The sequence below is a fragment of the Sphingobium sp. genome (assembly GCF_032153725.1).
Lineage (GTDB): Bacteria > Pseudomonadota > Alphaproteobacteria > Sphingomonadales > Sphingomonadaceae > Sphingobium.
Window position 1 is genome coordinate 18,715 of sequence record NZ_JALDYQ010000012.1, and the last position, 14,066, is coordinate 32,780.

Annotated in this window: 10 protein-coding genes and 1 pseudogene; 9 read left to right on the top strand and 2 right to left on the bottom strand. The window is 59.9% G+C overall.

Annotated elements, in window-relative coordinates; translation table 11 throughout:
* Positions 1–481: 481 nt before the first annotated feature.
* Positions 482–1,414 (top strand): annotated as a pseudogene (locus RUH75_RS06065) (aminotransferase class III-fold pyridoxal phosphate-dependent enzyme).
* 2 nt (positions 1,415–1,416) lie between these two features.
* Here the strand turns inward: RUH75_RS06065 and RUH75_RS06070 are convergent.
* Both RUH75_RS06070 and RUH75_RS06075 read right to left on the bottom strand, forming a co-directional pair.
* A complete protein-coding gene (locus RUH75_RS06070) occupies positions 1,417–2,361 on the bottom strand; it encodes a hypothetical protein (RefSeq protein WP_313803188.1) in 945 nt (314 codons plus the stop codon).
* Positions 2,362–2,386: 25 nt separating this feature from the next.
* Complete coding sequence (locus tag RUH75_RS06075; protein WP_313803190.1) at positions 2,387–3,727, bottom strand: MFS transporter; 1,341 nt, start codon at positions 3,725–3,727, stop codon at positions 2,387–2,389.
* Between the two features lie 240 nt (positions 3,728–3,967).
* On the opposite strand from RUH75_RS06075, the gene RUH75_RS06080 reads away from it, so the two are divergent.
* The 8 genes from RUH75_RS06080 to RUH75_RS06115 all read left to right on the top strand — a co-directional run bounded on the left by RUH75_RS06080 (position 3,968) and on the right by RUH75_RS06115 (position 13,895).
* Complete coding sequence (locus RUH75_RS06080; protein ID WP_313803192.1) at positions 3,968–4,297, top strand: hypothetical protein; 330 nt, start codon at positions 3,968–3,970, stop codon at positions 4,295–4,297.
* Positions 4,298–4,473: 176 nt separating this feature from the next.
* Positions 4,474–5,508 carry an alpha/beta hydrolase gene (locus RUH75_RS06085; protein WP_313803194.1) on the top strand — a complete coding sequence of 345 codons (1,035 nt, stop codon included), beginning with the start codon at positions 4,474–4,476 and terminating at the stop codon, positions 5,506–5,508.
* Between the two features lie 31 nt (positions 5,509–5,539).
* Positions 5,540–7,627, top strand: a complete 2,088-nt coding sequence (locus RUH75_RS06090) for a 3-hydroxyacyl-CoA dehydrogenase NAD-binding domain-containing protein (protein WP_313803196.1) — start codon at positions 5,540–5,542, stop codon at positions 7,625–7,627.
* The gene (locus tag RUH75_RS06095) at positions 7,624–9,354 is read left to right on the top strand and encodes an acyl-CoA dehydrogenase (protein ID WP_313803198.1); all 1,731 of its coding nucleotides are present in this window, start codon (positions 7,624–7,626) and stop codon (positions 9,352–9,354) included. Before RUH75_RS06090 ends, RUH75_RS06095 begins: the two co-directional genes overlap by 4 nt.
* A 10-nt stretch (positions 9,355–9,364) precedes the next feature.
* Positions 9,365–10,546: an acetyl-CoA C-acyltransferase family protein gene (locus RUH75_RS06100; RefSeq protein WP_313803200.1), complete on the top strand. Its 1,182-nt coding sequence runs from the start codon at positions 9,365–9,367 to the stop codon at positions 10,544–10,546.
* An 11-nt stretch (positions 10,547–10,557) separates the two neighbouring features.
* On the top strand, positions 10,558–11,472 hold the full coding sequence (locus RUH75_RS06105) for an SDR family NAD(P)-dependent oxidoreductase (protein ID WP_313803202.1): 915 nt from the start codon (positions 10,558–10,560) through the stop codon (positions 11,470–11,472).
* A 57-nt stretch (positions 11,473–11,529) separates the two neighbouring features.
* The gene (locus tag RUH75_RS06110; protein ID WP_313803204.1) at positions 11,530–13,116 is read left to right on the top strand and encodes a long-chain fatty acid--CoA ligase; all 1,587 of its coding nucleotides are present in this window, start codon (positions 11,530–11,532) and stop codon (positions 13,114–13,116) included.
* 14 nt (positions 13,117–13,130) lie between these two features.
* Positions 13,131–13,895 (top strand): SDR family oxidoreductase, encoded by a 765-nt coding sequence (locus RUH75_RS06115; RefSeq protein ID WP_313803206.1) that lies wholly within the window; start codon positions 13,131–13,133, stop codon positions 13,893–13,895.
* Positions 13,896–14,066: the final 171 nt, after the last annotated feature.

The window sequence follows — 14,066 nt, forward strand, 5'->3', positions numbered from 1 at the left end:
ACAATCTGGCCGCTCGTCGGGCGGCCAGAGCAATTCTTTCAGTGCACGGAATGAGTCTGCATTCAGGCAGCCGTCGTTTTGAATGCGACTGTTGCGGGAACTTCCCATGCCTCACCGGCCGCTGGTTCAAGAGCCCACTCTTCATACCTATTGGATGCCGTTCACGGCCAATCGGCAGTTCAAGGCCGCTCCGCATCTTCTCGCTGCCGCGGAGAGCTTGTATTATACACGTTCAGACGGTCGGCCTGTACTCGACGGAATGGCCGGTCTTTGGTACGTGAATGCCGGGGAGATTGCCAAAGCAGTCGAACAGCAACTGCGGACATTGGATTAAGCCATCTTTCAGATGGGCATCCGATCGCCTTCGAATTCGCCAATCGTCTTGCGGCTTGTGCGCCTGGAGGCGAGGCAGCGCGGCTTAACCATATTTTCTTCACGAATTCCGGGTCGGAGTCCGGGGACGCAGCTCTCAAGATTTGCGTTGGCCTATCAGCGCGCGGTTGGTCAAGGTGCCCGAACCCGTCTGATCGGCCGCGAGCGCGGCTATCATGGTGTAGGCTTTGGTGGCCTCTCTGTTGGCGAGATCGTCAACAACCGCCGTATGTTTCTGGAATTACCAGGCTGCGCTCATTTGCGCCACACGCATGATCTTGTACGAAACTCCTTCAGCAAAGGCCTGCCCCTATACTGCGCCGAATTGGCCGATGACCTTGAGCGGCTGGTTCCGCTCCATGGCGCCGAGACCATTGCGGCGGTCATTATCGAGCCGGTTACTGGCTCGGCGGGCGTGTTGTTGCCGCCCAAAGGTTATCTGGAGCGATTGCGGGCGATCTGCGATCGCCACGGCATTCTTCTCGTTTTTGACGAGGTCATCACCGGTTTCGGCCGTCTGGAAGCGCCTTTCGCCGCCATTATTTCGGCGTTCCGCCCGATATCCTCACGACAGCCAAGGGTATTACAAATGGAGCCGTTCCCATGGGAGCGGTGTTTGTAAGCGAGAATGTCCATTCGGCGATCGTCCAGGGGCCGGAATCGCAGATAGAATTTTTTATGGAATACCTATTCAGGCCGCCCCGTTGCCTGTGCGGCTGGATTAGCGGCGCTTGATATTTATCAAAGGGAAGAGCTGTTCACGCGCGGCGCTGAACTCGACCCCTATTGGGAAGGCGTCATGCATGGGCGCGCCGGGCTACCTAATATCATCGATATCCGTACAATCGGGCTCGTCGCCGGCATTGAACTGGAACCGCACCCGGGAGCTGCAGGCGCGCGAGCATTTGATCTGTTCGCCCACTATTTCGAGCGGGGCCTGCTTTTCCGTGTGACGGGCGACATTGTGGCGCCGATTGTCACGTGCGATCAGATCGACCGGATCGCCAATATGTTTGCCGAGGCGATCCGGCACCTCACATGATATTATTCACCACCGGATGCGGCTGATACGATATGACTCCATTCGTCGTCACGGGCTGGCGCAAAGAAACATATCGAAACAGAATCCTTCAGGATCTTTGCATGGTTGGTTTTGGCTCCCGCCGGACGCCACATGAATTCATTGGTCCGGACTATATGAGTGACGCCATCGTTTGTGACTTCGATCTCGCCGGATTCCAGCCAGCAGACTTCGTCATGGGTGTATGAATAGGGGCCCGTTTCCTTGCCCTCCTTATAGAAATTGTGGCTGGCATCGATGTAGACCGCTCCATCCCTTTGCTTGGTGAAAATGCGGCGATGAACGACACGGCCGTCACTATAATCCGGGCTGCCCGGCCGGGTCATGGGTTGTACATCCTTGTAGTTGCGGAAGATGACATGCGGCTTTTTTTCCGGGTCTCCGTCCCATTTGCCTATTTCCGACTGAGGCAGACGGTGACTCCACTCATCATCGCGCGCCGGTGCGAACGCACAGATCGTGACGGCGTCTTTCAGGACCTTTGTTTGATGAGTCGCGGCTCCGGCAGGACGCCACATGAAATCGCCCGCCCTGGCAAACACTTCCTTGCCTTCGCTCTGTGCGTAGATTTCGCCTGAAGCAACATAACAGAGCTCATCTTTGGAATAGGCATAGGGTTTGTCCGACCCAGCGCCGGCTTTGAAACTATTATACCCTACGTCCATAAGGACGGATCCGTCCTTGGGTTTGCTAATGACACGGCGATGAACCGACATGCCGTTCTTGAGGGAGCTGGAGTCCTCCCGCGTCATGGGTCCGACATCCTCAGGCATGTAGAATTTGACTGTCGGCTTTTCAGGCTTGGTGCTGGCAGGCTCATTGGCCAAGGCAGAGCCGTGAAAAACCATGGGCGAGAAAGAGAATAGCAACGACAGTTCGATGAGATTTTTAGGAAAAATGCTGCTCATTGTCCCAGATCCTTTTGTTTTCTTTTCACATGCTTGCCTTGTGGCGCGCCATCAGGCTGCTCAGCGCCGCCAGGGGTAACGCCACGCCTGCGATGATCGAGAGCGAGACATTCAGCGACTGCGGATCGCCCAGAATCGATTCCGTGATGATGGCGACGACGAGCGGTCCCGCCGCATAGCCAAAGAGGGACATGACGAAGAGATGGATGGCAAAAACCTGACCCCGCATCTCGTTGGGCGTTACGCTCTGCAATATCGCGGGCGCCAGCGCGGGAGGGATGCTCAGGAGCGCTATGCCGGGAAACGCAACCAGAAGTGCGGCAATGCCATTCGGCATAAGCGGTGCTGCCACGAGAAACGGCAGGGCGCCGACCACTGACCATAATGCAAGGCTCAGTTCCGTCTTCTTTACGCCTCGCCCGTTGAGCCGCACGCTGATGGAGCCGGCAAGCAGCACTCCGGTAATGCCTCCAATCGCGATCAATGCTCCATAGGCATATCCCGCGTCAGCCACGGCCCAGCCGAACTTCCTCAGCAGCATGGTTGGCATCCAGCTGTGAAACCCTATGAGCACCAGCAGTGTCAGAGCGGGTCCGAAGAATTGCGGCACGAAAAAGGCCGCGCGCCGGCCCACCAGTCTCGCCACCTCCAACGGAGTGGGCAGGCCGTCGGGCGAAAGCCGTTCCCGGCGGGGAGGTTCCCGAACGGTCAGGAAGATTGCGCCAAAAGCAATGCCAGCAAGGCCCAGCATGACGAAGACGGCCTTCCACGCGCGCAGCTGACCCAGAAGCGGGAGGTTAACGTCGCCTGAGCTTCCGATGATCTCTACGATGCTGCCCCCGACCATCAGGGCGATGCCGGCACCCGCCGTTGTTCCGATCGTCAGGAAGGCCAGCGGCCGCGCGCGCTCCTCTTTCGGGAAATAGTCGCTTACCATCGATATGGCGGCAGGCGACAGGCCCGCTTCGCCGACACCCACGCCCATTCTCGCTAGAAACAGCTGAACAAAGTTGTTGGCCGCTCCGCACAGTGCCGTCATCGCGCTCCAGGCCGCGACGCTCACTCCCGTCAGGGTGCGTCGGCTCCCTCGGTCTGCCAGGCGCCCCAGCGGGAAACCGGCGAACACGTAAAGGATCGTGAAAGCCAGGCCGTGAAGCAAGCTGACTTCGGTGTCGCCAAGCCCCAGATCGCGCTGAATTGGCGTGATCATCAGTGCCATGATCATCCGGTCCATCAGCGATAGGGTGAGTGCGAGCGCAAGGACGAAGACGACCCACCAGGCATATGCAGTGCTGCGCCACGACCAGTCATCGGAAACGACCGGGCGTGTGTCGCGTGTGTTGCTTTCCCGCGTTCCGGTTGCCATCCTCATAGCTCCTTCACATGCGCCTTTTCGAGAACTGTGATTTCAGAAAAAACGCCTTAGTGCAAGCGAGAGCTTTGGAAGCGGCGCAAGGCCATCTCGACAAGGCAGTGTAATGCAGCAATTTATAGGAGATTCTTTGGCATATATGATGCGACGCGATGTGTTGACAAAAAGTGGTCAAGACACTAATGTGAGATCGCACAAATGAATGGAGAGTGGCCTGTGCGAGTGTCAAACGGTATGTTGTTCGCTTCGCTCGGGGCGTTGTGTGCTTCATGGCCCGTGCAGGCGCGGGCTCAAGTCGAAGAAGGATCCCAGGTGCCAGCGGCCGAAGATTCGGTGCGGGTGGGCGACATCGTCGTTACGGCGCGCAAGCGTAATGAGCTGCTGATTGACGTGCCAGAAATGGATCTAGGCCTGCGGGTGGAAAATCTTCCGAAGGCGAAATATTATGACGAGTTAAACTATGCCATATTTGCCGCGCCTGACGCGTCGGGCAATTGCGTCGGCTGCAGCCTGGGTGCGCCGCGCCGTGCGTTGGCATCATTCAACTTCAACTTCAACTTCTAAACAATTATATTCCCCCGGAGAGGCGGGACGGAGGTCAGCATATGTTTGAATATTTTCCGACCAATTATCCTTGGAGTCTTACTGTGGCATGTTCCATCGCCATGGGTGCTGAAATGTCGGAAATAGCGGATATATGTAGGCCGCTATCCAATTTGGTTTCCGGGGTTTCCCATACGGTGGCGGCAGAGGCATGGTATCAAAGCTGGTCGACCGTCGGGCAGCGACTGGAGCGCCTTGGCGACGAGATGAAGGAGCGGGGTTGGCTTTATTCGGCGGGAAGTTATTATTTCCGTGCCGCCAATTACTTTCTGATGGCCGAGCGGAACATGCCATGGCAGGATCGGCGCAAGCTCTATGCCTATCATAAGGCGCAGAAGCGTTTCTATGAGGCGCTGAATCTCCGGGGCGATCGCGCCGAGCGCGTCACCATTTCCTACGGTGACGGCAAGGAACTGGCTGGCATTCTCAGCCTGCCGGAAGGGGCAGGGCCGCACCCGGCCGTCATCTTCTTCAATGGCTTCGACAGCATCAAAGAGATGCACTACGCCTTTTACGCTGAGGACGCTGCCAAAAGGGGCGTCGCGGTTCTTTTCATAGATCAGGAAGGTACCGGCGAGGCGATGCGCCTGCACCAAATTCACAAGCAGGTGAACTCGGAAAAAGTCGCAGGCCTGTGGTTCGATTATCTGGCCGCACGTCCGGAGATCGACGGCAACCGGATCGGCGTCGCGGGGATCAGCAACGGTGGATATGACGCTCCGCGTGCGGCGGCGTTTGAGAAACGCCTTAAATGCGTTGCGTGCGTGGGCGCTTTCTACAATGCCGACGATTATATGGGTCGCTTTGACGGTGGCGAGATGTCGGTAACGGCGGGCCTGTCGGATCTCGACGACCATATGAAGGTGGTGACCGGCAAAACGGACCTGGAGGCGGCCTGGCGCGCCTTTGCCGAACGCGATCTCAACGGCGTCGTGGACAAGATAAAGGTGCCGCTGCTCGTCGTGCATGGCGAGAACGACCGGCAAGTGCCGCTTTGGCACGCCGACCGGACGGTTGCCGAGGCGGTGAACAGTCCGGCTGTCGAATACAAGATTTTCACCGTGTCAGAAGGCAGCACCGAGCATTGCGGTGTCGACAATATGATCATGCATTCGCAATATGTTTTCGACTGGGTGGCGGGCGTTTTGGGCGGCAGCACCAAGGCTGGATAATCCATCCGTAAATCGCGCTCAGGAGTTATCCATGACCGTCCTTGCGTCTGTTGAGGCGGGCGTCGCCCGTCTTGCCATCGCCAATCCGCCCGCAAACGCGCTTTCCATCTCCAATGGGACAGCCGCTGCATTGGTTGATGCGGTAATAGCGGCTTCCGCCGACCCTGATGTTGCGTTTATCACGATTGAGGGCGCCGCCGGGCGCTTTTGCGCCGGTGCGGACATCGCCGACTTCGACTTGCCGGTTGAGCGCATGGCGGAGGCCCGCCGACTCTATGAGACGGTGAACGGCGCGAGCAAGCCTGTCATCGCATTGATCACGGGGGAAGCTCTGGGCGGCGGGCTGGAACTGGCGCTGGCCTGCCACGCGCGTATCTGCGTAAGCAATGCGCGGCTTGGCCTGCCGGAGATTACGCTTGGCCTTCTCCCCGGCGGGGGCGGCACGCAACGGTTGCCGCGCCTCATCGGTGCCGGGCGTGCCCTTGACATGATGTTGAGCGGGAAATTCATCTCCGGCCGTGATGCAGGAGATATCGGCCTCGTGGACCGGGTTGTTGACAGCGCGGAGGATCTTCAGCGGGCTGCCCACGCCCTCCATTCCGCGGGTGTTCCGGTTCGTCCGAAGCGGGAGAGGGCTGTCGGAGAAGAGATCGCGCGGATTTGCGATGCGCATGCGCGCCTATTGTCGCGGAGCGGTGCGGCCCGCGACATCGCGACTTGTGTGGAAACGGCTGTCCGTCTGCCGATCGCGGAGGGCCTGAAGGTCGAAGCCAATCTGTTCGATCGATTGATGCTGTCCCTCGAATCCCGAGCCCTGCGCTATGCCTTCTTCTCCGAGCGTTCCGTCGCGCGGATACCGGGGCTGGAGGACGTAGCGCCCCGAGAGGTCGGCACGGTCGGCATCGTGGGCGCGGGCACCATGGGCGCCGGTATCGCCCTGGCAGCCCTCAATGCCGGATATTCAGTGGCCCTTGCTGACAACGACCCGAAGACATGTAAGCGCGCACGAGCTCACATCGAAGGCTTGATCGACAGGGATGTCGAGAAGGGGCGGCTGAAACAGGAGGAAGCGTCCTCCCGCAAGGCACGTCTGGTGTTCGGCGAAAGTCTTGAAGTGGTCGCCGAAGCCGATCTCGTTATCGAGGCGGTGTTCGAGGATATGGCGGTCAAGAAGGAAGTGCTTGCGAGACTGGAGGCGACGGTCAAGTCCGACTGCATCATTGCCAGCAACACCTCGACGCTTGATCTGGACGAACTCGCCACCGCCGTTCGCGAACCTGAGCGCGTTATCGGCCTTCATTTCTTTAGCCCTGCGCACATCATGCGCCTTCTGGAGGTGATACGCGGCAGGGCGACACACCCGGATTGCGTCGCCACCGCGCTGAGCTTCGCGAAAAAGCTGGGCAAGGTTCCCGTCGTGTCGGGCGTATGCGACGGCTTTATCGGAAACCGCATGTTTGAGGAGATGCTGCGCCAGGCCTATTTCCTCCTTGAGGAAGGCGCCTACCCGGAACAGGTCGATGCCGCGCTGGAACGCTTTGGCATGGCCATGGGACCGCTCCGCGTGATGGACCTTGCGGGGCAGGACATCGGCTACAAGATCCGTCAGCGCCGCATGACCGAGCACCCCGACAGGCCCTATTCCCGCATACCCGACATCATCACCGAGCAAGGCCGCCTTGGCCAGAAGACCGGCGCGGGATTCTATGATTATCGCGGTGGCGGCAAGGCCGTGGTCTCGCAGGATGTGAACGAGGTCATCATGCAGTTTTCCAGGGAAGCCGGCATTGAACGGCGTGCCATCGGCGACGAGGAGATCGTCGATCGCTGCATTTTGGCGCTGGTGAACGAAGGCGCGAAAATCGTGGAGGAAGGAATCGCCGCGCGTCCACTCGATGTCGATATGGTCTGGCTGAACGGCTATGGCTTCCCGCGTGAGCGTGGCGGCCCGATGTTCCATGTCGATCAGCTCGGTCTTTCCAGCATCCTCGCCCGAATCCGCGAATTTGAAGCAGGCCGTCATGGCTGGGCATGGGCGCCAGCGCCCCTGCTGGAGCGGCTTGCTGAAATGGGCGAGAGCTTGGCGTCCCTCAATGGATCGCGGGGGGACGGGGCATGAGTTATCTTGCCGACTTGAGGCGGGAGATAGACTTCCTCGTTTTCGATTGGCTGGGTGAGGATGATCGGGAAACCGGCAGCGCCGTGCTCGATCTGTCGGAGCGTCTGGCGGGAGACGTGTTCGCGCCGCATTACCGGATGGGAGACACGCAGGAACCACAGCTGATCGACGGCCGCGTGCGTGTGCTGGAAGAGTCAAAGCGAGCGATCGCATCCTATGCCGAGCTGGGGTTGTTCGGCGCCAGCTTTGCGCCCGCCATCGGCGGCATGGGGTTGTCGCAGACGATGAGCTCGGCCTCCTATCTCTTGTTTGGTGCCGCCAATCTATCGACTGCGGCCTACATCATGCTGACTGCGGCGAATGCTCGGGTTCTGGCTGCGTTCGGCATGCCGGAGCAGGTGGAATTCTTCGCACGGCCGGAAATTGAAGGGCGCTGGCTTGGCACCATGTGCCTTTCCGAACCCAATGCGGGTTCGAGTCTGGCCGACATCACGACCCAGGCCGTACCGGAAGGCGAGGATGCGTTGGGTTGCCGCTATCGTCTGTTCGGCCACAAGATGTGGATTTCCGGCGGCGAGCAGGACGCCAGCGAGAATATTGTTCACCTGGTACTGGCAAAGGCTGTCGGGCCGGAGGGTGTGGTAAAGCCCGGGACTGCGGGCATTTCCCTGTTCGTGGTGCCTCGTATTCTCCCGGACGGAACAGAAAATGACGTTATCGTCGCCGGGCTCAACCACAAATTGGGCTACCGCGGCATTCCCAACTGCGCTTTGAATTTCGGAGAGGGCGCGGTGGAACCGCATGGCTCGGCCGGCGCGGTTGGCTGGCGTATCGGCGCGGAAGGCGACGGGTTGCGCCAGATGTTCCAGATGATGAATGAGGCGCGCATTGGTGTCAGCCTGGGAGCGGCGGCGGTTGGCTACCGCGCCTTCCGCCAGTCTCTCACTTATGCGGGCGACCGGGTGCAAGGCAAAGGCGCTGAGGGCGGCCAGAATTCCGGCAATGTAGCGATCATTGATCATCCAGACGTGCAGCGGATGCTGACGCAGCAGAAATATTATACAGAGGGCGCGCTGGCGCTCACCCTCTATGCCGCGCGCCTCGCCGACCAGGGTGAAGAGCACCTGCTTGGCCTGCTCACCCCCATCGTGAAGAGTTGGAGTTCCGTCTGGACGTTGAGGGCCAATGATCTCGCGATCCAGATTCATGGCGGCTATGGCTATACGCGGGATTTCGACGTCGAGCTTCTCTGGCGGGACAATCGCTTAAATCCTATTCACGAGGGCACGAACGGCATACAGGCGATTGACCTGCTCGACCGCAAGCTATTGCGCGGGAACGGCGTCGCGCTGACTGCACTCAAGTCCCGGATCGCAGAGACGGCCGCGCGGGCTGCGGCTTATGGGGAGATCGCTTCCCTTGCCCCGCTTCTGCTCGAGGCGTGGTCGCGGATCGAGGCAATAATCGAAGATGCACGGGGGCTTGAGCGGAGGCGGATGTTGTTCAACGCCAGTCCGTTTCTCGATGCGATGGGCCATGTTGTCGTCGCCTGGCTGCTGCTGGATCAGCTTCTGGCCGGTGGTGGACAGGACAGCGCCTATCTCCGGGGCAAGAGGCGCGCATGCGCGCTTTTCTTCATAACTGAACTCCCGCTGATCGAAGCCTGGCTCGCACCGTTGCGAGGCGTCTGCGCGGTTGCGCTGACCGCTGCGGCAGATGAATATTGAAGGAAAAGATATGAACGAAGTTTTTATGGTTTCCGCCGTCAGGACGGCCATCGGCACGTTCGGCGGATCGCTCCGCGGCGCGACCCCGTGCGAGCTTGGCGCACTGGTGGTCAGGGAGGCTGTCGGGAGGGCCGACGTTGCTCCGGACAGCATCGGCCATGTGGTGTTCGGCCAGGTCATCCAGACGGCACCGGAAGACAATTATCTGGCACGCGTTGCGGGCGTAAACGGCGGGCTGCCGCATCAAATACCGGCTTTGACCGTCAACCGTCTGTGCGGGTCGGGACTGCAGGCAATCGTCTCCGCCGCTCAGTCAATCCTGCTGGGTGATTGCGACATTGCCGTGGCTGGCGGGGCGGAAGTGATGAGCCGCGCTCCCTTCCACGCCCCCGATATGCGCTGGGGCCGCAAAATGGGTAATTCCACGCTGGTCGATACTCTGGAGGGCAGTCTGCGCGATCCCTTTGGCCGCATGCCGATGGGCGTCACTGCGGAAAACCTCGCCGCCCGCCACAAGATTTCCCGCGAAGATCAGGACGCATTGGCTCACGAGAGCCAGCGCCGCGCAGCCCTGGCCCTGACGGCGGGCCACTTCAGAGAACAGATCGTTCCTGTTGAGGTAAGGGGGCGGCGCGGAATCGAGCAGTTCGTCACCGACGAGCATATCCGGGGGGAGACAACGCTGGAAGATCTCGCACGCCTGAAACCCATCTTCAAGACCGAGGACGGCACCGTAACGGCAGGCAATGCGTCGGGCATCAATGACGGTGCCGCCGCAGTTGTCCTTGCCAGTGCCGCTGCGGTCACAACACACGGATTGAAGCCCCTTGCGCGCCTTGTGAGCTATGGTCATGCGGGCGTCGATCCGGCTTATATGGGAATAGGGCCCGTTCCCTCGACCAAATCGGCGGTCGCGAAGGCTGCGGTGTCGATCGATGAGCTTGACGTCATCGAGGCCAACGAAGCCTTCGCTGCCCAGGCAATCGCCGTCAGCAGGGAGCTTGGCTTCGATCCTGCCAGGGTCAATCCCAATGGCAGCGGCATTTCATTGGGACATCCTGTGGGCGCGACGGGCGTCATCATCACGACCAAGCTTGTGCACGAACTGCAACGGACCGGCGGCAGGCTTGGGCTTGCCACCATGTGTATAGGCGGAGGGCAAGGCATCTCCGTCATTTGGGAAAGATGCTGAAGGATAATGGAATGACAATGGATTTCAAAAACCGGGTTGCCATCGTCACAGGGGCAGGGGGCGGCTTGGGCCGCGCCCATGCTCTGTTGCTGGCGGAGCGAGGCGCAAAAGTCGTCGTCAATGACCTGGGCGGGGCGCGCACGGGCGATGGCCACTCGATTGCGGCTGCGGCCGCTGTTGTGGAAGAAATTCGCGCCAAGGGAGGCGAGGCGATCGCCAATGCCGCCAGCGTGACCGATTACGCCCAAGTCGAAGAGATGGTGGCCGAAGCGATGGCAGCCTGGGGGCGGGTCGACATTCTGATCAACAATGCCGGCATCCTGCGGGACCGCACCTTTGCCAACATGACGCTCGAAGACTTCCGGGCGGTCGTCGATGTCCATTTCTGGGGCTCGGTGCATTGCACCAAGGCCGTCTGGGAGCAGATGCGTAACCAGAATTACGGGCGCATTGTCATGACGACCTCATCGTCCGGCCTCTACGGCAATTTTGGACAATCGGCCTATGGAGCGGCCAAGATGGCGGTTGTAGGTCTGATGAACACGCTGCATCTTGAAGGGCAGAAATATGATATCCGTGTCAACTGTGTAGCCCCGTCAGCGGCGACCCGCATGACCGAGGATATTTTCTCGCAGGAAGTGATGGAGATGCTAACGCCGGATGTCGTCTCTCCAGGTGTTCTCGCGCTGGTGAGCGAAGACGCGCCGAGCCGTATGATCATGTGCGCAGGGGCCGGTTCGTTCGAGTCTGCCTATGTCACGTTGACCGAAGGTTATTTCGCCGGAACCGGCCATGCCGCGCCGGAGCGGGTGCTTGAGAATATCGATCGGATCATGGATCGGACGGGCGAGCAGGTTCCGCAAACCGGCGCGTTGCAGTCAGAGCACGAATACAACATGCTGGAACGCTCGCTTGCGAGAACCTGACAAAAATAACGGAGAGGATCAATGCTGGAGGTTGAGGCATATCCCCCGGTCGGGGTGATGCAATCATGGCCGCTGACCGTGGACAGGTTTATCGACCATGCGGCCCGGTGGCATGCGGATGTTCCAATAGCCTCGCGGAATCATGAGGGTGCTATCACCCACATGAGTTGGGAAGGCGTCCGCAGGGATGCGTCCCGCCTCAGCCATGCTCTTGCCGCGCACGGGATCATGCCGGGTGATCGCATAGGCACGCTTGCCATGAATGGCGTGCGGCATGTGGCCGCCTGGTTCGGCATCATGGGCATGGGTGCGATCTGTCATACCCTCAACCCCCGGTTCTCGGATGAGCAACTGAGCTACATCATCAACCATGCCGCCGACCGGCTGATATTCATCGACCGCCAGTTTCTTCCGCTTGTTGACAGGTTGCGGTCCCAATGTCCGGTGATCGAGCGGGTTGTGGTACTGGATGGCGATGGCGGAGGAGGCTGGGAACGGTTTCTGAACGGTCATGGCGAGGATTATCCATGGGGCCGGTTCGACGAGAATAGCGGGTCGGGCCTGTGCTATACATCGGGCACCACCGGCGCGCCCAAGGGCGTCCTCTATACCCATCGATCCAACTATCTCCACACGATGATGATCCTTCAGCCGGACTCGTTCAACCTGGGGGCAGGCGATATCGTCATGCCTGTTGTTCCTATGTTCCACGCGAACGGCTGGGGCCTGATCTTCGCGGCTGCGGCCGTCGGGGCCAAGCTGGTCCTTCCGGGTTCGCGGCTTGACGGAGCCTCTCTGCACGATCTCATTGAGCGGGAGGGCGTGACGGTTACGGCCGGAGTGCCGACTGTGTGGCTCTCGCTCCTCGCCTATCTCAAGGATACGGGCAAGCGGCCGGGCAAGCTGAAACGCGTGTTTGTTGGCGGCGCCGCATGTTCGGAAGCGATCATTCGCGCATTCGATCAATATTGCGTTGAGGTGCAGCACGTCTGGGGTATGACGGAACTCTCTCCGGTAGGGACATCCGGCAGGCCAACGCCGGAGGTCCAGGCGCTGTCTCATGATGAACAGATCCCTTATCGCCTGGCCCAGGGGCGTTCGATGATTGGCGTGGATCTCCGCATCGTCGATGAACAGGGCAAGGAACTGCCGCGTGACGGCAAGAGCGTCGGTGCCATCCAGATTCGCGGACATTCGGTTGTTGGGCGTTATTACCGATCGGATGCACCAGCGCTCGATGCTGACGGCTTCTTCGACACGGGCGACGTCGGAACGATCGACGCGCACGGCTATATGCGCATCACCGACCGGGCGAAGGATGTCATCAAGTCTGGAGGGGAATGGATCAGTTCGGTGGACATCGAGATCAATGCGATGAACCATCCGGGGGTCGAACTCGCCGCAGCCATAGGGGTGCTGCATCCGAAATGGAATGAGCGGCCGCTGCTGTTGCTAAAGCGAAGCGTAAACTCCGATGTCACCGAAGAAGAGATCCGTGAGCTGCTGTCGAACAGGCTTGCGCGCTGGGCGGTGCCCGATGCGATACTTTTCGTTGACGATATTCCGCTCGGCGCGACCGGAAAGATCGACAAGAAGCCGCTGCGCGCGCGCTATCGCGACTATTATGGGAAGCAGGGCGAATGACTAGGCTGACGGAGTTGTTCGATCTTCATGGCCGGGTCGTGGTGATTACCGGCGGATCGCGAGGCCTGGGGCTGCAGATCGCGGAGGCGCTGGGCGAATTCGGCGCAAAACTCATGTTGGTGTCACGCAAGCAGAAGGATCTGGACGGGGCCGCCCAGATGCTGGCGGACAGAGGTATCCGCGCGGAAACGGTTGCCGCTGACCTGGGCAACGATCCCGCCGCAGCCGATCTGATATGTTCAGCCACGCATGACAGGCTTGGGCCGATCGATATACTTGTCAACAATGCCGGCGCCACCTGGGGAACCCCGGCGGAAGACCATCCGATGGATGCATGGGACAAGGTTATCAATCTCAACCTCACCGCGCTGTTCCGTCTCACCCGGCGAGCGGCGAGAGAAGACATGCTGCCGCGGCGGAAAGGGGCGATCCTGAATATCGCTTCGATTGAAGGGTTGGCGGCTCATCATCCGGATTTACCTGGAACCGCTGCTTATAATGCCAGCAAGGGCGGCGTGATCAATCTTACGCGTGCTCTGGCTGCCGAATGGGCTGACCGGGGCGTCCGGGTAAATGCGCTCGCGCCAGGGCATTTCTCGTCCAAGATGACAGCAGGATTGATGGAGACATCCGGGGAAAGGCTGCTCGACCTTATCCCCATGAAGAAGTTTGGCGGACCAGACGATCTGAAGGGCGCGGCTTTGCTGATGGTGTCCGATGCCGGCGGGCATATTACTGGCCAGACTCTGGCTATCGACGGCGGGGCCACTATCATTTGAGAATGTAAGCCCGTTGGCGGGGTGTGGTAACCGCATTGCGGTGCAGCTTGATCAGCATGAACGGCGACTCCTCAACCAGGCCATGCCTCGTTCTACACCAGCTCCTTCCCGCCAACCTCCCGAAATACAACACGTAGGCAGGGACAGCGGGATAGGGCGCGCGAGGATGCC

Excerpts from the sequence above, each read along its gene's own strand:
- RUH75_RS06105 (WP_313803202.1), top strand. The coding sequence starts at position 10,558 with ATGACAATGGATTTCAAAAACCGGGTTGCCATCGTCACAGGGGCAGGG.
- RUH75_RS06100 (WP_313803200.1), top strand. The coding sequence starts at position 9,365 with ATGAACGAAGTTTTTATGGTTTCCGCCGTCAGGACGGCCATCGGCACG.
- RUH75_RS06095 (WP_313803198.1), top strand. The coding sequence starts at position 7,624 with ATGAGTTATCTTGCCGACTTGAGGCGGGAGATAGACTTCCTCGTTTTC.
- RUH75_RS06110 (WP_313803204.1), top strand. The coding sequence starts at position 11,530 with ATGCAATCATGGCCGCTGACCGTGGACAGGTTTATCGACCATGCGGCC.
- RUH75_RS06075 (WP_313803190.1), bottom strand. The coding sequence starts at position 3,727 with ATGGCAACCGGAACGCGGGAAAGCAACACACGCGACACACGCCCGGTC.
- RUH75_RS06090 (WP_313803196.1), top strand. The coding sequence starts at position 5,540 with ATGACCGTCCTTGCGTCTGTTGAGGCGGGCGTCGCCCGTCTTGCCATC.
- RUH75_RS06080 (WP_313803192.1), top strand. The coding sequence starts at position 3,968 with ATGTTGTTCGCTTCGCTCGGGGCGTTGTGTGCTTCATGGCCCGTGCAG.
- RUH75_RS06070 (WP_313803188.1), bottom strand. The coding sequence starts at position 2,361 with ATGAGCAGCATTTTTCCTAAAAATCTCATCGAACTGTCGTTGCTATTC.